Here is a 19,656-nt window from a genome sequence, read left to right on the forward strand (position 1 = left end):
AAATGTCTTGCCCGCCGCTTTGTCAGCGACTTTATCAGTTTATCACTTTCAATTGTTTGTGTCAACAACTTTTTTGTGATGTTTTTTTCTGTGTCGTTTTGGCGACAAGTAATAATTTATCATGTCTGCCTTGCAGTGTCAACAACTTTTTTCGAAAGAAATTCTGTTGTTTCGCTGCGTTGTTTTGTTTTCCGACAACGTTTAATAATATATCACAGACTAAAAAAGAAATGCAATGCCTTTTTTGAAATTCTTTTTAAAAAGTTGGTTCAATAAGCAAATATGCATATGAAAAGCCCTGATCAACATTCAGGGCTTAATTTTTGACCTATAGCATTATTGATAAGCTGAAATGATTATAGCATTAATTTTGCTTCTTCTTCCTGGGCATATACTGTAGACATTCTTCTCTGGTTGCAAATCTGCGGAAGATTTGAAAAAGAACATCATACCTTTCTTCCATCGCTTTTTTCAGTCCTTGGTCGATTCTGTGGTCTCCGAGGTCAAACGTGATTTCTTCCATTTCTCTCTTTAGCAAGTATTCAATTTCACGACGTTCCTGTTCATTAATCATTAAACCATGCACCTTAAAGGACCTCCCTTGAACAACTCTCTATATTTTTACCCTAAATCTTGTGTTTTTAGCATAGGTTGTCCTTTTTTTCATATGTATAGAACATATTGGAAGGAAGGTGAACCGTGCAATGAGTTTCTACTCTTGGAAAGCTGAGCGGGTGAAACGCTATGGCGTGGTGGTGGCTTTGGCATTTTTTTGTGCCCTCTTCTTGTGGATCGGACAATGGAGTCAACTCCCCGTTTTTTCTAATGAAGGATCGCCCCGTGCGTTAACACAAGGAAGTGATAAAAACCCGAACGTTGCACTGACATTTAATATAAGCTGGGGAACAGAGAAGGTCCACGATGTGTTGAAACAGCTAGAGGCAAACAAGGCCCAGGCAACTTTTTTCGTAAGTGGAGAATGGGCGGAGCGTCACCCCGATATTATTAAGACGATTCATGAGGGAAAGCACGAAATTGGAATGATGGGTTATAAATACGAAAGTTACCTTGAACAGAAACCTGCACAAGTACAGCAAGACTTGAACAATGCAAAAGAAGCATTTGGGAAATTAGGGTTTGAAGAGATCAAATGGATCCGACCTCCTCATGGTCATATGGATAAAGAGGTCTTAAAAATCATTGAAAACGAGGGATTGCAAGCGGTGCAATGGAGTATCAACCCTAGAGACTGGGAGAATCCAGGAACCAATACCATCATAGATACCGTCCTAAATGAGGGTTCTGAAGGAGATATCATTTTGATGCACGCTTCTGACTCAGTAAAGCAGACAGCGAAAGCACTTGAGGTCATCTTACCCGGTTTGAAACAAAAAGGACTGAAATTTGTAAGTATTACAGAGCTGGTTAGTGGCACAGAATCAGAAACCACTCAAATTGAATAATGCTTAAAAAACAACCACCGCTTTTTTTGGCGGTGGTTGTTTTTTAAGCAGCTTTTTCAGATGGTTTTGTTATACGGTGGAGTAAAATGAGTTGATAGGCATTACAGATAAACAAAGGAATAATCATCAACCACACATAATCACTCCCCTGAGCCCTTAAAGCAGGGACCCATTCTACACTCGTGACTACGACCATAAAGAACAGTGCAGGAAGAAACGCGTGCCACTTCGTTTCCTTTGCTTTTATGTAAGCAACGACCATGGATAGACCAAGCAGACCTATGGCTGTCCATAAAAATGGCCAGATCGATGCGCCTTCTGCTGCTTGATATCTAAAGTACACAAGATCAAATAGTGTAAAGGCGATTAAGAAGATCTGGACAGGTACCCACAATGAACGGAAAATTCCCTTCCCGAACTGATTGACTGTCAGGTAGGCGAAGAAACCCATCTGACTAATGATACTGAATATAAATCCAAGGCCCGCAAAAAATAACAATAAGCCAAAGAGCTCAAAGAGTTGAAACGGCTTCAGCACTTCAGCATAAGAATCATATTTAAAAACAAAACTGATGATCAACGTTGTCAAACCGCCAATCCATAAGGTCGTTAAAAACAACCTGACCCATTTACGACTATTCACGGAATTTCCCCCTATATATACAAAAGACTTTTCCACCGTATTTTACCACGAAGTCGAGCTTTTTTCCTCCAGTCTTCGTATAAAATCTGCCGAATCGCAGATAGTAAACGTAAGGAGAACTTAAGAAAGGGGACATGCAAAATGTCCAAACTCCGATTCTTATGTCCCGTCCTGCTCCTTGTACTACTGGCTGCTTGCAGCGGCGCATCCAGTGCAAGTGAACAGACGGATTATGATACAACGAAAAAGATGATCGTTGATATTCTGAAATCGGACGACGGGAAGAAAGCAATGACTGAAGTCCTTTCTGATGAGAAAATGCAGCAACAGATGGCCCTTGAGTCAGAAGTTGTATCGCAGGCAGTCCAAAAGACACTGGTATCTGAAGAAGGAAAAGCTTTTTGGAGTAAATTGTTCTCCGATCCGAAGTTCGTCCAAGAGTTCAGCAAAGTCCTTGAAGATCAGCAGAAAAAGCTGATGAAAGGGTTAATGAAAGATGCCGAGTACCAAAAATTGATGATTGAGCTTTATAAAAACCCTGAAATGATGAAGGAAATGGTTACCGTCATGGAAGGGCAGCAATTCCGTGCGCATCTGCAAAAAACAATTGAAGAGACATTGAACAGCCCTGTTTTCCAAGCGAAAATGAGTGAGACCTTATTGAAAGCAGCGGAAAAAATGCAGAGTGGTGGCGGAGAGAAATCTGATTCTTCCGGTGAAGGTGGAGGAAGTAGCAGCGAAGAACAATCTGGCGGTGGCAGCAGTGGTGAAGGCGAAAAAAGTCAGTAAGGTTGACCACAAGTCAAAAAAACACGCACTTCTTTGAGAAGTGCGTGTTTTAGTATTAATACTTATCGATTACTTTTGCAGCCATATTACGGTAAATAACACCGATTGGATGATCTGCCTGATAGACGGATGGTGCGAAAACGTCCTCTTCTTCATACGGCTGTTGAAGCGGCACATGTCCAAGTACTCCTGTCTGCAGAGTTTCTGCGAGCTTCACGCCGCCTCCTCGACCGAAGACGAACTCTTTGTTCCCTGTCTCTCTACTTTCAAAATAAGCCATGTTTTCAACGACACCAAGAATTTCATGTTCCGTTTTCAGCGCCATTTGCCCAGCACGTGCAGCTACAAAAGCGGCCGTTGGGTGCGGAGTCGTGACGATGATTTCTTTAGAAGACGGAAGCATCGTGTGTACATCCAATGCCACATCCCCTGTTCCTGGCGGCAGATCAAGAAGCAGATAATCGAGGTCGCCCCATTCTACTTCTTTGAAAAAGCTCGTCAGCATTTTACCGAGCATAGGTCCACGCCAAATAATCGGAGAGTTATCTTCCACAAAGAAGCCCATCGATACGAGCTTGACCCCGAAACGTTCGACAGGAATGATCTTTTCCCCGCGAACGACTGGTCTTTCTTCCACACCCATCATATCCGGCACACTGAACCCATAAATATCTGCGTCGATAATTCCGACTTTCTTACCTAAACGTGTTAAAGCTACAGCAAGGTTGACCGTGACTGTAGATTTTCCTACGCCGCCCTTACCACTCGCAATGGAGATGAATTTCGTCCCTGAATTTCCACCTAGGAGAGAAGCTTCTTGCTCCTGCTCCGCTTCTGGTTGGAACCTTTGGATCACTTCATCTGGAAGCTGATCGAAACGTAAGCCGACCGTTGCCGCTCCACCGCTTTTCAGCGCATTGACAATTGTCTGCTGCAATTCCATTTGTTCAGCCGTGTTTGTCTTTCCGATCAAGATCTTTACGCTGACGTGATTTTTTTCTTCCTTGATTTTTATCTCTTCAACTCCACCGGTTTCTTCCAACGTTTTATGTAAAAACGGGTCTTCGATTGAATGGAGGATTTCTAGTACTTTTCCTTCTGTCAACAAGCCGGTTCACCATCCTTAGAAATATGTTTCACTATGGCTAGTATAACATATATGAAACGCTTTCTAAGTGATTTGCTTCAATCAGTCTTCAGAAGGCCGCTCTCTTTCTGTGACATAGCGGAGCACTCCTTGATAGATGGACGCTGACATTTTTCTTTGGTAGTCATTATCCTTTAACAATTCTCGCTCCCCTGGGTTTGATAAAAATCCGGCTTCCACTAAAACCCCCGGGGCTTTCGCGTGCTTTAGAATATAGATACTGGACAAACCAAAAGCTCCACGATCCGTGTTCCCTATATTCTCTTTGATTTCAGATTGAATAAACTTGGCCAAAGTTTTACTTTCTTCATTCTTTGGATAATAAAAGGTCTGGGCCCCACTCCATTTTTCAGAGGGAATTGCATTCAAATGTAAACTGATGTATAAATCCGCTTCTTTTTCTTCGATGTACTGTACCCTGTTCCTGACATCTTCCGCCTGCCTGCGCCGCGCTCTTTCCGCTTCATCTGATGCAAGGTCATTGTCATCATCACGTGTGAGATACACGAGTGCTCCTCCTTGCTGCAAATAATCACGAAGGTACTCAGCCATTTGCAAAGTAATAACTTTCTCTTCCGTACCATCTTTGCCAGAAGCACCAGCATCAGGCCCTCCATGCCCTGGGTCCAGTACAATCACTTTCCCGGACAGGGGAGACGACCATACCGTCCACGCATCCTTCGCTTCCTGAATCGGATAGGACACAGCGCACACCAGTACAATGATCCCTGCTAACCATAAAAATGTCTTCAGCCTAGGTTTTCGCATGCCTCACACTCCCTTATACTCCTCCCTTTTTCACTATATGGGACAAGGTGGACAAATATGAGAAAGCATGAGGAAGCTTTTTTCAGCAAGGGGAAGGGACTCGCAAACCCCGCTTTCATTTCATTTCAGACAAGCAGCCTGATGCGGTTTTTTGAAGGGTCTATGGTGTAAATCACCCTTTCATGTTCAGCGACATCACCCCCCATTCGTCGAATTCTATCCATCGCTTCTTTCCTAGAGTGGTCATGAGGAAAATGAATATCAAACCATTTCAACCCTGCTTCCTGACCCCCTGCAGGCGGGGCATCGGCACCCTTCCATGTGTTGAGGCCGATATGGTGATGATAGTTAGCCGTTGATATAAACAAGGCCTCATCGCCGAGCCTGCTTACTACATCGAATCCTAAACCTTCACAATAAAATTGCTTCGCTTTTTCAAGATCAGCGACATGAAGATGTATATGTCCCATCACCGTCCGATCCGGAACCCCCATCCACCCAGTGTTGGTTTCAAAGCGGAACAATACCTCAAAATCCAATGGGTCAACAGTCATCTTCACCTCACTCCCGGACCATTCCCATAATGACGAGGGACGATCGATATAGACTTCCATGCCATTACCATCAGGATCAGCAAAGTAGATCGCTTCACTAACGAGATGATCTGCGGATGCTACCTGGATGTTATTCCTGATCAAGTGTTTGACCAAATCGGCAAGGTCTGCCTTTTCCGGCAAAAGGAGAGCAAAGTGATACAGTCCTGTTGCTTTTCTGTTTGGGGGGTTAACATCCTTATCCTCCTCAAGGACGAGAAGCGGCTTTTCTTCCCCTGCACTTAAGTAAACAGTATCACTGGAGCGCTTCCATATCTGAAAACCGATGATGCTTGAGTAAAACTCCAACGATCGTTTCATGTCCACGACTTTTAAAGTGACCTGTGTGACATGGGTGTTTTCTTTTTCATGAAAAAGCATGTGAACCCCTCCATACGGATATCTTTCCCTCAGTATATCGGAATAGGAAACCTACAGGTATTCATATGCTTTTAAGCATGCCTGACCCCGGTTTTGCTTTCATTGGTGCCAGGCACCTGTCCGCGAGATTCAGTGCCTGGCACCAATGAAAGCAACCAGTTTATAGCATGGCATACTCGATGGAGACCACGCTGAGCAAAGAACATAAAAAAAGACTCCCAACCGAGTCGGTTGAGAGTCTTTTGTATAAGCATCGATTAACGCTTGGAGAATTGTGGAGCGCGACGTGCACCTTTAAGACCGTATTTCTTACGCTCTTTCATACGTGCGTCACGAGTCAATAGACCAGCGCGCTTCAATGGTGTACGGTATTCAGGATCCGCTTGTAACAATGCACGAGCGATTCCGTGACGGATTGCACCAGCTTGTCCTGTGAATCCACCGCCATCTACGTTTACATATACATCATAGTTACCTTCAGTTTCTGTAACAGCTAGAGGCTGTTTCAGAATCATACGAAGAGTTTCATATGGGAAAAAGTCTTCAGCATCACGTTTGTTTACTACTACACGACCAGTTCCTGGAACAAGACGTACACGAGCTGTTGAGCTCTTACGACGACCAGTACCTGAGTATTGTACTTGTGCCACTAAGATTACCTCCTTTGATTATCCGCGAAGTTCGTAAACTTCTGGTTTTTGTGCTTCATGCTTGTGGTCCGCACCAGCGTAAACATGAAGTTTCTTGCCCATCTTACGTCCAAGACTTCCTTTTGGAAGCATACCTTTAACAGCAAGCTCTAGCATTTGCTCAGGGTATTTCGTACGCATTTCGTTAGCCGTACGGGATTTCAAACCACCTACGTGGTTAGAGTGACGATAATAGATCTTATCGTTGATTTTGTTACCTGTAAGTTGGATCTCACCTGCATTGATGATGATGACGTGGTCACCTGTGTCAACGTGTGGTGTGTATGTTGGTTTATTTTTACCGCGAAGGATCGCAGCAACTTCGCTCGCTAAACGGCCGAGTGTTTGCCCTGCAGCATCCACAACATACCATTTACGTTCAACGTTGTTTTCATTTGCCATGAAAGTTGTGCGCATATCGGTTTCCCTCCTGAAATGTTTGATTTCTCATAGACTTCGTTACTACTTTATCATTTATCTCAAATACGATTAGTTTTCCGGGGCTAACCGTGGTACAGAAATAAAATGCCATAGAATATAATATAACACCTTGTAACTATATGTCAAGGGCATGCACACCTGGATTCGTTGTTTTTTTAAAAAGGCGTACATCTTTTTTTGGGTAGAATCCTCCTAGTAGAATACTTCCCATAAGAATAACCCTTGCGGTGGTGCCGTTTTCCCTGCTTCGTTACGGTTCTTCGCTTCGATGATCCTCTTAACATCTTCGGGCTTACGTTCGTGTCTGCCGATTTCCAACAAAGTTCCCACAAGAATCCGGACCATATTGTAGAGAAAACCTGAACCTCGGAAGACAAACACAAGGCTACTTCCCTCTTTTGTGACCTCGGCATGATGAATCGTCCGAACCTTGGTCCCTTTGATGTCTGTCTTTGGTGAGCAAAAAGAAGTGAAGTCATGCTCTCCCTTTAGATACCTGCACGCTTCCTGCATCCTTTCGACATCAAGTTCTGCCCGGACATGGTGCGTATAATGACGGCGGAAGAGATCGGGCTCATGAGCCTCATGCACATAATAGCGGTACTCTTTTCCCTTTGCATCATACCTTGCATGAAATTCTTCAGAAACCTGGTCCGCAGAAACGACTTGAATATCATCAGGAAGAAGCGAGCCTAACGCTCTTTTCCAATTAGCCATAGGAATGTGCAGGGGGGTATCGAAGTGGATCACCTGACCGAGCGCATGAACACGTGCATCCGTCCGTCCAGAAGCGACCACTTTTACCTGGTCCCCTTTATGCATTTTCCTTAATGCTTTTTCAAGCTCTGCCTGAATGGTGTTTCCATTGGGCTGAACTTGATAGCCGGCGTAATTCGTCCCATCATAACGGATGACCACACGAATTCTTTTCATAAAAAGTTCCTCCCCGTCAGCTTCTCGTCATGAATAGGGCGATGACTAATAGACCGAACAGGACATACAAAGAAATATCAAGCTTCGATATCCTCAGTTCCCTGAGCTTTGTACGACCTTCCCCTCCTTGATAACCACGTGCTTCCATGGCCATAGCAAGCTCCTCCGCGCGTTTGAAGGCGCTCACGAACAACGGGACTAAGAGAGGGACAATCGCCTTCACACGGTCCTTTAACGCGCCTGTGCGGAAATCTACCCCTCTGGAGGCCTGGGCTTTGGAAATCTTCTCTGTCTCCTGCATCAATGTTGGGATGAAGCGGAGAGAGATCGACATCATCAACGCCAGTTCATGGACAGGGAACTTCACTTTTTTCAAGGGGCCTAACAACTCCTCGATGGCATCTGTAATTTCAATCGGCGTTGTTGTCAATGTTAGCAGCGAGGTCACAAGGATCAGCAGGAAGAACCGTAATGAAATAGCTCCCCCCTGGACAAGACCTTCTCTGTAGACATCCCAACCCAATATAGAAAACATGACGTCTCCTTCCCTCGTGACAATCAAGTGGAGAAGGAACGTAAACACAATAAGGAACCATACCGGTTTCAAACCTTTCATGATGTACCGGAATGGCACCCGGGAAAGCAACGCACTTCCAACAGCAAAGAGTGCAAGTACCCCGTAGCTCATAACAGAGTTAGCAAAAAATACGATCACAACATAAAAGAAAATGATAGCGATTTTTGAACGAGGGTCAAGGCGGTGGATCACGGAATCTGTCGGTATATATTGGCCGATAATCAAAGAACTACTCATGATCGCTGCCCCCTCTCACTTTGCGGGCTAATTCTTTTGCTAACTCAGCTATGGTCTGTCCTTTATATTCAAGTTCAATCCCATACTCTTTCTCCGCTTTACTCAAGAAAGCAATGACTTCCGGAACATCCAACTGTACATTTTCAAGTTCTTCCTTCTGGCGAAAGATCTCCAATGGTGTCCCTTCTTTGTAAAGTTCCCCTTGGTTCATAATTAAAATATAATCCGCATAGGCAAGGGCATCTTCCATACTGTGAGTGACTAAGATGGTCGTCAGTCCCTTTTCATGATGAAGGTCATGAAACATGTCCATCACTTCTCTCTGCCCGCTAGGATCCAGGCCTGCGGTCGGTTCATCCAAAACAAGAACCTTGGGATCCATCGCCAGCACCCCTGATATAGCTACCCGGCGCATCTGGCCACCACTCAAGTCGAATGGTGAACGTTCGAGCAAATCTTCAGGCAGCTTTGTCGCTTTAACCGCAGCTTTCGTACGTCTCTCAATTTCTTCTTGGGGAACCCCGAAATTTTGCGGACCGAAGGCAATGTCTTTGGCGACTGTTTCTTCAAACAATTGATGCTCAGGATATTGAAAAACAACCCCGACTTTTTCACGCAGGTCTCTCAGGTTCTTGTTTTTCACTCCAGCCTCAATAGAATAATCACCCAGTTGTATTTTTCCTTCGGTTGGCTGCAGCAGTCCGTTTAAGTGCTGGATCAATGTCGACTTTCCTGAACCTGTGTGGCCGATGACAGCTACAAAAGATCCAGATTCTATCGCAAACGTCAAATCATTCAGTGCTTTGTGTTCGAATGGGCTGTTCGGTTGATAGGTATAGCTTACGTGGTCAAACGAGATGTGCATAAGTCCTCCAACAACTCCTGGTGATTGAGTGGCTCACGAGATAGGCTTAAACCTTCTTCTTTAAGGTGATCAGCCATTTTACTTACAAACGGAGTATCCAAGCCAATTTCAGTCAACTGTTCTTTTCTTGAGAATACGTCTCTGGGTGGCCCTTCCATCCAAACCTCTCCACCATTCATGACGATCACTCTTGAAGCCATCGTCACTTCTTGAAGGTCATGGGTGATGGTCACTAATGAAAGATCTCTTTCCCGCTGGACGTCGCTTACGGTCTGCATGATTTCTTTTCTACCCTTTGGATCAAGCATGGCGGTTGCTTCATCAAGAATAATGAATTCAGGTGATACAGCTAGGACGCTGGCGATTGCAACCCGCTGTTTTTGACCTCCGGATAATCGGTGGGGTTCATGTCTCTCGTATGCTTCCATACGGACAGAGTCCAGGCTTTCTTTGATGCGCTCAACCATAAGTTCCCGGGGCATGCCGTGGTTTTCCATTCCGAACGCAACGTCATCTCTAACCGTGGTCCCTACAAACTGGTTATCAGGATTTTGAAAAACCATCCCGACCTGTTTTCTGACTTCCCACACCGTCTCAGGTGTCACCTTCATTCCATCGACAATAATTTCCCCTTCCTGAGGAAACAAAAGTCCATTCATTAATTTAGCAATCGTCGACTTGCCTGAACCATTGTGACCGATGATGGCTACCCACTCGTCCGGACCTATGGTAAAGCTCACGTCCTTTAATACCCAGGGCATGTCTTCCTGGTATTTAAAAGACACATGACGAAACTCGACTTGTCTCTCTCCCATCTGTGTTCCTCCTCTGCTCATCTGACTATTTCCCAGGAAATATGACATCATTTCCTATCAACCGAAGGATGGGTCATCTAAAGATCGACGCCATCCACATGGTATTTCCATCGATTTGGATATAAAAAAAGGGCTGGATGTAACCTCGCGATGAGATTCAGTCCTGCCCTTTAACCCTCATGCTATTCATTAAACTAGTTCAATGATCGCCATTTTCGCTCCATCACCTTTACGCTCGCCTAGCTTAAGTACGCGAGTGTAACCACCTTGACGGTCTTCATAGCGTGGGCCGATGTCAGAGAATAGCTTTTGCAAAGCTGTTTGCTCTCCTTCTTCGTCCGCTTGCGCATTGTAAAGGAATGATTCAGCTTGACGACGGGCATGTAGATCGCCGCGTTTCCCTAGTGTAATCATTTTTTCTACAACAGATTTAAGCTCTTTCGCTTTAGCTTCTGTTGTTTCCAAACGTTCGTGAATGATCAAGTCTGTCGCTAAGTTACGAAGTAGCGCCATACGTTGATCCGTTGTACGTCCTAGTTTTCTAGCCATTGATAATCCCTCCCTTATCTGAATCTCTTAGATGTGTTCTATCAATCAATCGTCTTTTCTTAGACCTAATCCAAGTTCGTCCAACTTGTGCTTCACTTCTTCAAGTGACTTGCGACCAAGGTTACGTACCTTCATCATGTCTTCTTCCGACTTATTCGCAAGTTCCTGCACTGTATTAATGCCAGCGCGTTTCAAGCAGTTGTAAGAACGTACAGATAGATCAAGTTCTTCGATCGTCATTTCTAGAACTTTTTCTTTTTGGTCCTCTTCTTTTTCAACCATGATTTCAGCTTTTTGAGCTTCATCTGTAAGGCCTACAAAGATATTGAGGTGTTCCATATAGATTTTAGCCCCAAGAGAGATCGCTTCTTCCGGACGAATGCTGCCATCCGTCCATACATCCAACGTCAACTTATCAAAGTTAGATGTTTGACCGATTCTAGTGTTCTCTACTTGATACGTTACACGGGATACCGGTGTAAAAATAGAGTCAACTGGAATAACGCCAATTGGTTGATCCTCATGGTTGTTTCCTTCAGCCGGACGATATCCTCGGCCGCGTTCTGCTGTAATACGTGCACGGAAGCTGGAGTTGCTATCTAATGTCGCGATGTGAAGATCTGGATTAAGAACTTCTACATCACTGTCGTGCGTAATGTCAGCCGCTGTAACTTTTCCTTCACCCTGTACATCAATCTCCAAAGTCTTCTCTTCGTCGGAATAAACCTTCAAAGCTAGTTTCTTCAGATTAAGAATGACTGTGGTTACGTCTTCGACGACACCTTCAATGGTTGAGAACTCATGAAGGACCCCGTCAATTTGAACTGATGTGACAGCAGAGCCGGGAAGTGAGGATAATAGGATACGACGCAAGGAGTTCCCTAGAGTTGTACCATACCCACGCTCAAGCGGTTCTACGACGAACTTACCAAAAGTAGACTCATCGCTGATCTCGACCGTTTCAATCTTTGGCTTTTCAATTTCGATCATTTACACTAAACCCTCCTTCAAAACGTCGAAACCCCGGTTAGACAATAGGTCTAACCGAAATTCCTCAGGTAGGCAGTCCCGATAAAAAGACAACTGCATATTTTCTCTGTCTACGGCGGTGATGATATAAAAGCTATCATAACCCATTATAGACAGGGTGACAAATTCTATTCAGAACTATTATACGCGACGACGTTTTGGTGGGCGGCAACCATTGTGTGGTACTGGAGTTACGTCACGGATTGCCGTAATTTCAAGACCTGCTGCTTGTAGAGAGCGGATTGCTGCTTCACGACCAGCGCCAGGGCCTTTAACTGTTACTTCAAGAGTTTTCATACCGTTGTCCATAGCGTCTTTCGCTGCAGCTTCAGAAGCCATTTGAGCAGCGAATGGAGTAGATTTACGGGAACCTTTGAAACCAAGGGATCCGGCACTGCTCCATGCGATAACGTTACCTTGAACATCAGTGATCGTTACGATTGTGTTGTTGAAAGTAGAGCGGATGTGTGCCACACCGGTCTCTATATTCTTTTTCACGCGACGTTTACGACTACGAGTGTTTCCTTTACGTGCCATATAGTTAGCTTACCTCCTTTGTGTTGCTTATTATTTACGTTTGTTAGCCACGGTACGACGTGGGCCTTTACGTGTACGAGAGTTGTTTTTCGTCTTCTGTCCGCGAAGTGGAAGTCCACGACGGTGACGGATTCCGCGATAAGAACCGATCTCAATCAAACGCTTGATGTTAAGAGAGTTCTCACGACGAAGGTCACCTTCCGTGTTGTGTTGTTCCACTGCTTTACGGATTTTACCTAGTTCGTCTTCTGTAAGATCGCGAACGCGAGTGCTTTCAGAAACGCCAGCTTCAGCTAGTACGTCTTTGGCAAGGGATTTACCGATACCGTAAACGTAAGTTAGGGATACGACTACTCGCTTGTCACGAGGAATATCTACACCTGCAATACGTGCCATAAGTTACGTGCACCTCCTTCAGTTTTAGCCTTGTTTTTGTTTATGCTTAGGGTTTTCACAGATAACCATGACTTTACCTTTACGTTTGATGACTTTGCATTTTTCGCAAATTGGTTTTACAGAAGGCCTTACCTTCATCATCCATACCTCCTTTAAGATCGGAGTTTTATTTATAACGGTACGTAATACGTCCTTTAGTTAAGTCATAAGGGGAAAGTTCTACCGTTACCTTGTCTCCTGGTAAGATTCGAATGAAGTGCATGCGAATTTTACCGGAAACGTGAGCTAAAACGGAGTGACCGTTCTCGAGTTCAACCTTGAACTGTGCGTTCGGTAAGGTTTCAACGACGGTCCCTTCTACTTCAATTACATCGTCTTTCGCCATCGAGTTGATCTCCCTTCTTCAAATCAGTCACTGCTTCATTGACATATTTTGATACGGCAAATCGAAGCTTGCCATTTGTGACACGACCAGTTTCCAGAAGGCTGTCCTGGACTTCCGGAGAGATGAAATCCATAAGCTCAACATGTTGCAAATTCTTTTTCTTTGGTCGATCATACTTACGTTTCTCTCCGTCGGCAAGCAGCACAAAGCGGCCATCCAGTACATCGATTACTACCGCGTACTGTCCTGCCTCACGCCCCTGCACAATACGAACAATTTGACCTATTCGCGGACTCGACTCAGATTCGTTCAAAAACGATCACCTTCATTTAGGATTTTGTAAGGATTTCATATCCTTCATCCGTAATTGCTATCGTGTGCTCAAAGTGAGCGCACTTTTTACCATCTTGAGTGACTACCGTCCAATGATCTCCGAGCGTTTTTACGTAACGAGAGCCTGCGTTCACCATCGGTTCTACAGCCAATACCATACCAGGTTTTAGGCGTGGACCTTTGTTTGGCGGGCCGTAATGAGGAATTTGAGGGTCCTCATGCAGCTCCTGCCCTACTCCGTGTCCCACATACTCTCTTACGATTGAAAAGCCTTCAGGCTCAACAAAGCTCTGGATTGCATGGGATATATTTGAAAGGCGTACACCTGGTTTTGCTTCATCAAGTCCTTTAAACAATGATTGCTCAGTAACTTTCAACAATTCCATGGTTTCGTCATCTACGGTACCGACCGGATACGTCCAGGCCGAATCTCCGTGATAACCTTTATATTTGGCACCAATATCGATGCTGATGATATCACCTTCGTTCAACACCCTGTCTCCAGGAATGCCATGAACGAGTTCTTCGTTGACAGATGCACAGATACTTCCACGGAATCCATTATAACCTTTAAAAGATGGGATTGCATCCATACTGCGTATGAATTCATCTGCAATCTTATCCAATTCCCCGGTTGTTATACCTGGTTGGATCTTTTGTTCCAACTTTTGGTGCGTCAAGGCGACGATCCGCCCTGCTTCTCGCATAATATCTAATTCCCGTGAAGTCTTACAAATAATCATTCAGCCAGTTCTCCCAGCTTTTGATCGATGTCTTGGAATACTTCGTTGATATCTTTGTCACCTTCGAATGATACCAAGTACCCTTTCTCTTGGTAGAAATCAAGCAGAGGTTGTGATTGCTCAACATTGACCTCCAGGCGCTTTCTTACGGTGTCAGGCTGATCGTCTTCGCGCTGAATCAACTCAGAGCCATCGTGATCACATTTGCCGTCTTCTTTCGGTGGGTTGAAGACCACGTGATAGGTAGCACCGCACGTCGGGCAGATGCGTCGTCCAGTAAGACGCTCGATGAGTTGCTCCTTAGGAACATCAATATGAAGAACATAGTCCAAGGACTCTTCCATATCAGTCAAGAGGTTCTCAAGGGCTTCTGCTTGGGCGATTGTCCTTGGGAAACCATCTAACAAGAATCCTTTTTGACAATCGGGTTTACTTAGACGCTCACGAACGATTCCGATGGTCACTTCATCGGGAACCAATTCGCCTTTGTCCATATAGGATTTGGCTTCTTTGCCCAGTGCTGTTCCTTCTTTGATAGCTAATCGGAACATATCTCCAGTTGAGATATGAGGGATGTCATATTTTTCGACTATCTTCTCAGCCTGAGTACCTTTACCGGCACCAGGGAGACCCATCAGAATTAAATTCAACGTGTTCCCCTCGCTCTCATTTATTCATTAGCTTTCACACTAATTATTTAATGAATCCTTGATAATGGCGTTTTACAAGCTGACTTTCCAGCTGCTTCATAATCTGAAGGGCAACCCCTACAACGATTAGAAGACCGGTTCCTCCGATTTGAATACTTGGCGGCAACTGCGCAGCAGAGCCCAAGATGATCGGTAGGATAGAGACAGCTGCAAGGAAGATGGATCCTACGAACGTTAATCGGTACATCACACGAGTCAAGTACGTTTCCGTATTAGCTCCAGGACGTATCCCCGGGATATACCCGCCTTGCTTCTTCAAGTTTTCAGCCATTTGTTCCGGATTGACCTGAACAAAGGTATAGAAATAAGTGAAGGCAATGATCAACGCAACATAGATAATCATTCCAGGCCAGTTTTGATAATCAAATATATATTGAATGACGGAGGCGACTTCACTGTTCTCAAAAAGACCAGCGACGGTTCTTGGTGCGATAATGAAAGATATCGCAAAGATGACCGGGATGACTCCTGCAGCATTCACTTTTAGTGGTAAGTGAGTGGAATGCCCACCTACTGGCGAACGGTTAACCAAACGCTTTGCATATTGAATAGGAATTTTACGAAGGGCTTGTTGGATGAAGATGACTCCCACAACCACCGCAATAATAACAAGTACAATCAGAGCGATGATGACCAAGTTAATGAACAACTCTTCTCCGGCACCGGAGATGTATTGATCATACAACTGGTTCACACCGGTCGGGATTGCAGCAACAATTCCTGCAAAGATTAGAATGGATATACCATTTCCAACGCCGTGTTCAGTGATTTGCTCACCAAGCCACATTAGAAACGCTGTACCGCCTGTCAAGACAAGAGCAATGATTAAGAATTTCGCAAACCCTGGATCAGCGATCAATTGACCACCCGCCAGAGCGTTAAAACCTATAGACATGCCGATGGCTTGAATGAAAGCGAGCACGATCGTTCCATAGCGGGTAAACTGAGCTAATTTTCGACGGCCGACTTCACCTTGCTTCTTCCATTCCGCAAACTTAGGAACGACGTCCATCTGCAACAATTGCATGATGATGGAGGCAGTAATGTAGGGCATGATCCCCATAGCGAAGATGGAGAAGTTTTGCAATGCCCCGCCTCCGAATGTGTTCAGGAAACCGAACGCATTCTGTTCATCCATGAAATTGATGGCTTCTCTATTTGTAAAAGGAACCGGGATGAATGTTCCCAGGCGAAAAACAATGAGCATCAACAAAGTGAAAATAATCTTCCGTCGAATATCACCCACGCGCATAAAATTGGAGATTGTCCGGAACATTAAATCACCTCAGTTTGACCGCCCGCTGCTTCAATTGCTTCTTTCGCGGAAGCAGAGAACTTGTGAGCTTTCACTGTAAGTTTCTTTTCGATTGAACCTTTAGCTAGTACTTTGATTCCGGCTTTTTGGTTGCTTACCACACCAGACTCAAGCAATAGCTCAGGAGTAACCTCTGTGCCTTCTTCGAAGCGATTCAGTGCATCAAGGTTGATAATCGCAAATTCCTTACGGTGAACGTTAGTGAAACCACGCTTAGGCAGGCGTTGGAAAAGTGGCATTTGACCACCCTCGAAACCTGGGCGAGTTTTGCTTCCTGAACGCTGGCCTTGACCTTTGTGTCCACGGCCGGAAGTTTTACCGTTACCAGATGCCATACCACGACCTACGCGGTTACGTTCTTTACGAGTACCTTTAGCAGGTTTTAGTTCATGCAGTTTCATGCGTTGCACCTCCTTATATCTTTTGTAGAATTAAACTTCTTTAACCGAAACTAGGTGAGACACCTTATTAGCCATACCTCGGATCGCTGGGTTATCTTCAAGTACGACAGTTTGACGGATCTTGTTCAGACCTAGCGCCTTGACAGTAGAGCGCTGATCTTGCGGTCTACCAATAACACTGCGCGTGAGGGTAATTTCTAACTGTTTAGCCATTTTATTTCCCTCCTTATCCTACAGTTCTTCTACTGATTTACCACGAAGTTTAGCGACGTCTTCTGCACGCTTAAGCTCGCTAAGTCCAGTGATTGTAGCACGTACCATGTTGATTGGCGTGTTAGAACCAAGTGACTTAGATAGGATGTCTTGAACACCTGCAAGCTCAAGTACCGCACGGACAGGTCCACCAGCAATAACTCCGGTACCTTCTGCTGCTGGTTTCATAAGAATGTTACCTGCACCAAAACGTCCGTTGATTTCGTGTGGAATTGTCGTGTTCTTCACTGGTACTGTGATTAGATTTTTCTTAGCATCATCAATGGCTTTTTTGATCGCTTCCGGTACCTCTTGGGCTTTTCCTGTACCGAATCCGACATGACCATTTTTATCTCCTACTACTACCAAAGCAGCAAAACGGAAACGACGTCCACCTTTAACTACCTTAGCTACACGGTTGATGGTAACTACGCGTTCTTCAAGATCAAGTTTGTTAGGGTCGATGTTTGTAATCATTTATGTCCCTCCTTTAACTATTAAAATTCTAGGCCGGCTTCGCGAGCGGCTTCAGCTAGTGCTTTCACACGTCCATGATACAAGTAACCTCCACGGTCGAATACAACAACTTTAAAACCGTTGTCGATCGCACGCTTAGCCACTAATTCACCGACTTTTTGAGCAGCCTCGACATTGCCTGTAGCATCAAGGTTGAAGTCATTGTCGACAGTAGACGCACTTGCTACTGTTACTTGGCTTTCATCGTTGATTAGCTGAGCATAAATGTGTTTGTTAGAGCGATATACGTTCAAGCGTGGGCGTTCAGCGGTACCAAAGACATTCTTACGAACGCGTGCATGACGCTTTTTACGTACGACATTTTTATCTGCCTTCGTGATCATCAGGGTCACTCCTTTCTATACGTTAGCTACGAAACTTACTTAGCTGTTTTACCTTCTTTTCTGCGTACATATTCGCCTTCGTAGCGAATTCCTTTACCTTTATAAGGCTCTGGAGGACGGATCGCACGGATTTTCGCAGCTACAGCACCTACAAGTTCTTTGTCGATCCCTTTAACTGTTACTTTCGTGTTGGATGGTACTTCGATTTCGATACCTTCGTGGTTATCGACTTCAACAGGGTGAGAGTAACCAGCGTTGATTACAACATTTTGACCCTGTTTTTGCGCACGGTAACCTACACCGATGATTTCAAGACTCTTCTCATAGCCTTTAGAAACACCTTCAACCATGTTACCGATCAGGCTGCGTGTAGTACCGTGAAGAGCACGGTGTTCTTTGTGGTCGCTCGGACGAGCTACAGTAAGAACGTTGTCCTCAACTTTAACTGTGATGTCCTTGTGGAATGTACGAGTCAATTCCCCTTTAGGACCTTTAACTGTAATCGTGTTGTTATCCTGGATGATTTCTACACCTTCAGGAATTTCAAGTGATTTTAAACCTACGCGAGACATATTTTTGCACCTCCTGTCTGATCTGTTTTTTTACCAGATGTAAGCTAGAACTTCGCCACCGATGGCTTGTTCGCGAGCTTCTTTATCTGTCAATACACCTTTTGAAGTGGATACAACGGCTACACCTAGACCGTTAAGAACTTTTGGAAGTTCTTCAGCGTTAGCGTAAACACGTAGACCTGGCTTACTGATACGCTTCACACCAGTAATTACACGCTCATTGTTTTGACCGTACTTAAGGAAGATGCGAAGAACTCCTTGCTTGTTGTCTTCAACAAATTCGTAGTCACGTACAAAACCTTCACGCTTAAGGATATCAGCGATTTCTTTTTTAACGTTAGAAGCTGGAAGCTCAAGCTTCTCGTGACGCACCATGTTGGCGTTACGAATACGCGTCAGCATATCTGCAATTGGATCTGTCATTGTCATAACTCATTAACCTCCTTCCCTGTTTCGGGTTTACCAGCTGGCTTTTTTGACACCAGGGATTTGACCTTTATATGCAAGTTCACGGAAACAAATACGGCAAAGCTTAAACTTACGAAGTACGGAGTGCGGACGTCCGCAGCGTTCACAACGCGTGTATTCGCGCACTTGGTACTTCTGTTTACGCTGTTGCTTCGCGACCATTGATTTTTTAGCCACTATTTTCCCTCCTTATAGTTAGCTCATTATTTTTGGAACGGCATACCGAACTGAGCTAGAAGTTCACGTGCTTCTTCGTCAGAGTCAGCTGTAGTGACAATAACGATATCCATACCACGCACTTTGTTTACTTTATCGTAATCGATTTCTGGGAAAATCAATTGCTCTTTAACACCAAGTGTGTAGTTTCCACGACCGTCGAAAGCTTTCTTAGAAATACCACGGAAGTCACGCACACGTGGAAGAGATACGGCAATCAGCTTTTGGAGGAATTCGTACATGCGCTCTCCACGAAGTGTTACCTTCGCACCGATTGGCATACCTTCACGTAGGCGGAATCCTGCAATTGATTTCTTCGCTTTCGTGATAACTGGCTTCTGACCAGTGATCAATGTTAGTTCTTCTACAGCTGTATCAAGTGCTTTTGCGTTTTGAACAGCGTCACCTACACCCATGTTGATAACGATTTTCTCAACTTTTGGTGTTTGCATGATGGAATCATATTCAAATTTGTTCATCAAAGATGAGACAACTTCTTCTTGATATTGTTTCTTTAGTTCGTTCATCGTGTGGCCCTCCTTTCTTCTA

Annotated in this window: 31 protein-coding genes; 2 read left to right on the forward strand and 29 right to left on the reverse strand. The window is 44.6% G+C overall.

Annotation, left to right across the window (positions count from 1 at the left end; all coding sequences use genetic code 11):
- Positions 1-364: 364 nt before the first annotated feature.
- A complete protein-coding gene (locus HFA01_RS16750) occupies positions 365-586 on the reverse strand; it encodes a hypothetical protein (RefSeq protein WP_146818428.1) in 222 nt (73 codons plus the stop codon).
- Between the two features lie 118 nt (positions 587-704).
- Between HFA01_RS16750 and pdaB the strand changes: the two genes are divergently transcribed.
- Positions 705-1,463, forward strand: coding sequence for a polysaccharide deacetylase family sporulation protein PdaB (pdaB, locus tag HFA01_RS16755; protein ID WP_146818430.1), 759 nt, complete (start codon positions 705-707; stop codon positions 1,461-1,463).
- Positions 1,464-1,506: 43 nt separating this feature from the next.
- Here pdaB and HFA01_RS16760 read toward each other — a convergent pair whose 3' ends face one another.
- Complete coding sequence (locus HFA01_RS16760; protein WP_146818432.1) at positions 1,507-2,106, reverse strand: KinB-signaling pathway activation protein; 600 nt, start codon at positions 2,104-2,106, stop codon at positions 1,507-1,509.
- A gap of 141 nt (positions 2,107-2,247) precedes the next feature.
- Here HFA01_RS16760 and gerD point away from each other — a divergent pair, with 141 nt between their 5' ends.
- Positions 2,248-2,895 carry a spore germination lipoprotein GerD gene (gerD, locus tag HFA01_RS16765; protein ID WP_146818434.1) on the forward strand — a complete coding sequence of 216 codons (648 nt, stop codon included), beginning with the start codon at positions 2,248-2,250 and terminating at the stop codon, positions 2,893-2,895.
- A 55-nt stretch (positions 2,896-2,950) separates the two neighbouring features.
- On the opposite strand, the gene salA is transcribed toward gerD, so the two are convergent.
- The 27 genes from salA to rplE form a co-directional block, all read right to left on the reverse strand.
- Complete coding sequence (gene salA / locus HFA01_RS16770; RefSeq protein WP_146818436.1) at positions 2,951-4,003, reverse strand: iron-sulfur carrier protein/transcriptional regulator SalA; 1,053 nt, start codon at positions 4,001-4,003, stop codon at positions 2,951-2,953.
- An 81-nt stretch (positions 4,004-4,084) separates the two neighbouring features.
- A complete protein-coding gene (gene cwlD / locus HFA01_RS16775) occupies positions 4,085-4,810 on the reverse strand; it encodes an N-acetylmuramoyl-L-alanine amidase CwlD (RefSeq protein WP_146818438.1) in 726 nt (241 codons plus the stop codon).
- Positions 4,811-4,935: 125 nt separating this feature from the next.
- The gene (locus HFA01_RS16780; protein WP_146818440.1) at positions 4,936-5,784 is read right to left on the reverse strand and encodes a VOC family protein; all 849 of its coding nucleotides are present in this window, start codon (positions 5,782-5,784) and stop codon (positions 4,936-4,938) included.
- A gap of 257 nt (positions 5,785-6,041) precedes the next feature.
- Positions 6,042-6,434 (reverse strand): 30S ribosomal protein S9, encoded by a 393-nt coding sequence (rpsI, locus tag HFA01_RS16785; protein WP_075038155.1) that lies wholly within the window; start codon positions 6,432-6,434, stop codon positions 6,042-6,044.
- Positions 6,435-6,452: 18 nt separating this feature from the next.
- Complete coding sequence (gene rplM, locus HFA01_RS16790; RefSeq protein WP_146818442.1) at positions 6,453-6,890, reverse strand: 50S ribosomal protein L13; 438 nt, start codon at positions 6,888-6,890, stop codon at positions 6,453-6,455.
- A 216-nt stretch (positions 6,891-7,106) separates the two neighbouring features.
- The gene (truA, locus tag HFA01_RS16795; RefSeq protein ID WP_146818444.1) at positions 7,107-7,847 is read right to left on the reverse strand and encodes a tRNA pseudouridine(38-40) synthase TruA; all 741 of its coding nucleotides are present in this window, start codon (positions 7,845-7,847) and stop codon (positions 7,107-7,109) included.
- Between the two features lie 16 nt (positions 7,848-7,863).
- The gene (locus tag HFA01_RS16800) at positions 7,864-8,661 is read right to left on the reverse strand and encodes an energy-coupling factor transporter transmembrane component T family protein (RefSeq protein WP_146818447.1); all 798 of its coding nucleotides are present in this window, start codon (positions 8,659-8,661) and stop codon (positions 7,864-7,866) included.
- A complete protein-coding gene (locus tag HFA01_RS16805) occupies positions 8,654-9,526 on the reverse strand; it encodes an energy-coupling factor ABC transporter ATP-binding protein (RefSeq protein ID WP_146818449.1) in 873 nt (290 codons plus the stop codon). The genes HFA01_RS16800 and HFA01_RS16805 overlap by 8 nt, the downstream gene beginning before the upstream one ends.
- Positions 9,502-10,341, reverse strand: a complete 840-nt coding sequence (locus tag HFA01_RS16810; RefSeq protein ID WP_146818451.1) for an energy-coupling factor ABC transporter ATP-binding protein — start codon at positions 10,339-10,341, stop codon at positions 9,502-9,504. Before HFA01_RS16810 ends, HFA01_RS16805 begins: the two co-directional genes overlap by 25 nt.
- A gap of 189 nt (positions 10,342-10,530) precedes the next feature.
- Positions 10,531-10,890 (reverse strand): 50S ribosomal protein L17, encoded by a 360-nt coding sequence (gene rplQ, locus HFA01_RS16815; RefSeq protein ID WP_146818453.1) that lies wholly within the window; start codon positions 10,888-10,890, stop codon positions 10,531-10,533.
- A 45-nt stretch (positions 10,891-10,935) separates the two neighbouring features.
- Positions 10,936-11,880 (reverse strand): DNA-directed RNA polymerase subunit alpha, encoded by a 945-nt coding sequence (locus HFA01_RS16820; protein WP_089654419.1) that lies wholly within the window; start codon positions 11,878-11,880, stop codon positions 10,936-10,938.
- Between the two features lie 180 nt (positions 11,881-12,060).
- Entirely contained in the window at positions 12,061-12,456 is a 396-nt protein-coding gene (gene rpsK, locus HFA01_RS16825; protein WP_146818455.1) for a 30S ribosomal protein S11, read from the reverse strand.
- Between the two features lie 30 nt (positions 12,457-12,486).
- Positions 12,487-12,852 (reverse strand): 30S ribosomal protein S13, encoded by a 366-nt coding sequence (rpsM, locus tag HFA01_RS16830; RefSeq protein WP_146818457.1) that lies wholly within the window; start codon positions 12,850-12,852, stop codon positions 12,487-12,489.
- 24 nt (positions 12,853-12,876) lie between these two features.
- Entirely contained in the window at positions 12,877-12,990 is a 114-nt protein-coding gene (rpmJ, locus tag HFA01_RS16835) for a 50S ribosomal protein L36 (protein WP_002509257.1), read from the reverse strand.
- A 28-nt stretch (positions 12,991-13,018) separates the two neighbouring features.
- On the reverse strand, positions 13,019-13,237 hold the full coding sequence (infA, locus tag HFA01_RS16840) for a translation initiation factor IF-1 (RefSeq protein WP_008636026.1): 219 nt from the start codon (positions 13,235-13,237) through the stop codon (positions 13,019-13,021).
- Positions 13,215-13,550 (reverse strand): KOW domain-containing RNA-binding protein, encoded by a 336-nt coding sequence (locus tag HFA01_RS16845; RefSeq protein ID WP_035511657.1) that lies wholly within the window; start codon positions 13,548-13,550, stop codon positions 13,215-13,217. Before HFA01_RS16845 ends, infA begins: the two co-directional genes overlap by 23 nt.
- A 16-nt stretch (positions 13,551-13,566) precedes the next feature.
- Positions 13,567-14,313 (reverse strand): type I methionyl aminopeptidase, encoded by a 747-nt coding sequence (map, locus tag HFA01_RS16850; protein ID WP_146818459.1) that lies wholly within the window; start codon positions 14,311-14,313, stop codon positions 13,567-13,569.
- Positions 14,310-14,963 (reverse strand): adenylate kinase, encoded by a 654-nt coding sequence (locus HFA01_RS16855; protein WP_146818461.1) that lies wholly within the window; start codon positions 14,961-14,963, stop codon positions 14,310-14,312. Before HFA01_RS16855 ends, map begins: the two co-directional genes overlap by 4 nt.
- A 43-nt stretch (positions 14,964-15,006) precedes the next feature.
- Complete coding sequence (gene secY, locus HFA01_RS16860) at positions 15,007-16,299, reverse strand: preprotein translocase subunit SecY (protein WP_146818463.1); 1,293 nt, start codon at positions 16,297-16,299, stop codon at positions 15,007-15,009.
- Positions 16,299-16,739 carry a 50S ribosomal protein L15 gene (gene rplO / locus HFA01_RS16865; RefSeq protein WP_089654425.1) on the reverse strand — a complete coding sequence of 147 codons (441 nt, stop codon included), beginning with the start codon at positions 16,737-16,739 and terminating at the stop codon, positions 16,299-16,301. The genes secY and rplO overlap by 1 nt, the downstream gene beginning before the upstream one ends.
- Before the next feature lie 30 nt (positions 16,740-16,769).
- Entirely contained in the window at positions 16,770-16,952 is a 183-nt protein-coding gene (gene rpmD, locus HFA01_RS16870) for a 50S ribosomal protein L30 (RefSeq protein WP_089654426.1), read from the reverse strand.
- Between the two features lie 18 nt (positions 16,953-16,970).
- Complete coding sequence (gene rpsE, locus HFA01_RS16875) at positions 16,971-17,465, reverse strand: 30S ribosomal protein S5 (protein WP_326315280.1); 495 nt, start codon at positions 17,463-17,465, stop codon at positions 16,971-16,973.
- A 23-nt stretch (positions 17,466-17,488) separates the two neighbouring features.
- A complete protein-coding gene (gene rplR, locus HFA01_RS16880; protein WP_115895005.1) occupies positions 17,489-17,851 on the reverse strand; it encodes a 50S ribosomal protein L18 in 363 nt (120 codons plus the stop codon).
- Positions 17,852-17,886: 35 nt separating this feature from the next.
- The gene (gene rplF, locus HFA01_RS16885) at positions 17,887-18,423 is read right to left on the reverse strand and encodes a 50S ribosomal protein L6 (RefSeq protein WP_089654428.1); all 537 of its coding nucleotides are present in this window, start codon (positions 18,421-18,423) and stop codon (positions 17,887-17,889) included.
- Between the two features lie 30 nt (positions 18,424-18,453).
- The gene (rpsH, locus tag HFA01_RS16890; protein WP_089654429.1) at positions 18,454-18,852 is read right to left on the reverse strand and encodes a 30S ribosomal protein S8; all 399 of its coding nucleotides are present in this window, start codon (positions 18,850-18,852) and stop codon (positions 18,454-18,456) included.
- Between the two features lie 30 nt (positions 18,853-18,882).
- Positions 18,883-19,068, reverse strand: a complete 186-nt coding sequence (locus HFA01_RS16895) for a type Z 30S ribosomal protein S14 (protein ID WP_035511674.1) — start codon at positions 19,066-19,068, stop codon at positions 18,883-18,885.
- A 26-nt stretch (positions 19,069-19,094) separates the two neighbouring features.
- A complete protein-coding gene (rplE, locus tag HFA01_RS16900; RefSeq protein WP_146818465.1) occupies positions 19,095-19,634 on the reverse strand; it encodes a 50S ribosomal protein L5 in 540 nt (179 codons plus the stop codon).
- Positions 19,635-19,656 lie beyond the last annotated feature (22 nt).

Origin of the sequence: Halobacillus faecis, assembly GCF_007991335.1 — a bacterium.
In the GTDB taxonomy this organism is placed as follows: domain Bacteria; phylum Bacillota; class Bacilli; order Bacillales; family Halobacillaceae; genus Halobacillus; species Halobacillus faecis.

Excerpts from the sequence above, each read along its gene's own strand:
- HFA01_RS16780 (WP_146818440.1), bottom strand. The coding sequence starts at position 5,784 with ATGCTTTTTCATGAAAAAGAAAACACCCATGTCACACAGGTCACTTTA.
- pdaB (WP_146818430.1), top strand. The coding sequence starts at position 705 with ATGAGTTTCTACTCTTGGAAAGCTGAGCGGGTGAAACGCTATGGCGTG.
- rplO (WP_089654425.1), bottom strand. The coding sequence starts at position 16,739 with ATGAAACTGCATGAACTAAAACCTGCTAAAGGTACTCGTAAAGAACGT.
- rplR (WP_115895005.1), bottom strand. The coding sequence starts at position 17,851 with ATGATCACGAAGGCAGATAAAAATGTCGTACGTAAAAAGCGTCATGCA.
- truA (WP_146818444.1), bottom strand. The coding sequence starts at position 7,847 with ATGAAAAGAATTCGTGTGGTCATCCGTTATGATGGGACGAATTACGCC.
- secY (WP_146818463.1), bottom strand. The coding sequence starts at position 16,299 with ATGTTCCGGACAATCTCCAATTTTATGCGCGTGGGTGATATTCGACGG.
- rplF (WP_089654428.1), bottom strand. The coding sequence starts at position 18,423 with ATGTCTCGCGTAGGTTTAAAATCACTTGAAATTCCTGAAGGTGTAGAA.
- HFA01_RS16805 (WP_146818449.1), bottom strand. The coding sequence starts at position 9,526 with ATGCACATCTCGTTTGACCACGTAAGCTATACCTATCAACCGAACAGC.
- HFA01_RS16810 (WP_146818451.1), bottom strand. The coding sequence starts at position 10,341 with ATGGGAGAGAGACAAGTCGAGTTTCGTCATGTGTCTTTTAAATACCAG.
- map (WP_146818459.1), bottom strand. The coding sequence starts at position 14,313 with ATGATTATTTGTAAGACTTCACGGGAATTAGATATTATGCGAGAAGCA.
- cwlD (WP_146818438.1), bottom strand. The coding sequence starts at position 4,810 with ATGCGAAAACCTAGGCTGAAGACATTTTTATGGTTAGCAGGGATCATT.
- rplM (WP_146818442.1), bottom strand. The coding sequence starts at position 6,890 with ATGCGCACAACTTTCATGGCAAATGAAAACAACGTTGAACGTAAATGG.
- rpsM (WP_146818457.1), bottom strand. The coding sequence starts at position 12,852 with ATGGCACGTATTGCAGGTGTAGATATTCCTCGTGACAAGCGAGTAGTC.
- rplE (WP_146818465.1), bottom strand. The coding sequence starts at position 19,634 with ATGAACGAACTAAAGAAACAATATCAAGAAGAAGTTGTCTCATCTTTG.
- rpsH (WP_089654429.1), bottom strand. The coding sequence starts at position 18,852 with ATGACAATGACAGATCCAATTGCAGATATGCTGACGCGTATTCGTAAC.
- infA (WP_008636026.1), bottom strand. The coding sequence starts at position 13,237 with ATGGCGAAAGACGATGTAATTGAAGTAGAAGGGACCGTCGTTGAAACC.
- HFA01_RS16800 (WP_146818447.1), bottom strand. The coding sequence starts at position 8,661 with ATGAGTAGTTCTTTGATTATCGGCCAATATATACCGACAGATTCCGTG.
- HFA01_RS16820 (WP_089654419.1), bottom strand. The coding sequence starts at position 11,880 with ATGATCGAAATTGAAAAGCCAAAGATTGAAACGGTCGAGATCAGCGAT.
- rpmJ (WP_002509257.1), bottom strand. The coding sequence starts at position 12,990 with ATGAAGGTAAGGCCTTCTGTAAAACCAATTTGCGAAAAATGCAAAGTC.
- rpsK (WP_146818455.1), bottom strand. The coding sequence starts at position 12,456 with ATGGCACGTAAAGGAAACACTCGTAGTCGTAAACGTCGCGTGAAAAAG.
- rpmD (WP_089654426.1), bottom strand. The coding sequence starts at position 16,952 with ATGGCTAAACAGTTAGAAATTACCCTCACGCGCAGTGTTATTGGTAGA.
- rplQ (WP_146818453.1), bottom strand. The coding sequence starts at position 10,890 with ATGGCTAGAAAACTAGGACGTACAACGGATCAACGTATGGCGCTACTT.
- gerD (WP_146818434.1), top strand. The coding sequence starts at position 2,248 with ATGTCCAAACTCCGATTCTTATGTCCCGTCCTGCTCCTTGTACTACTG.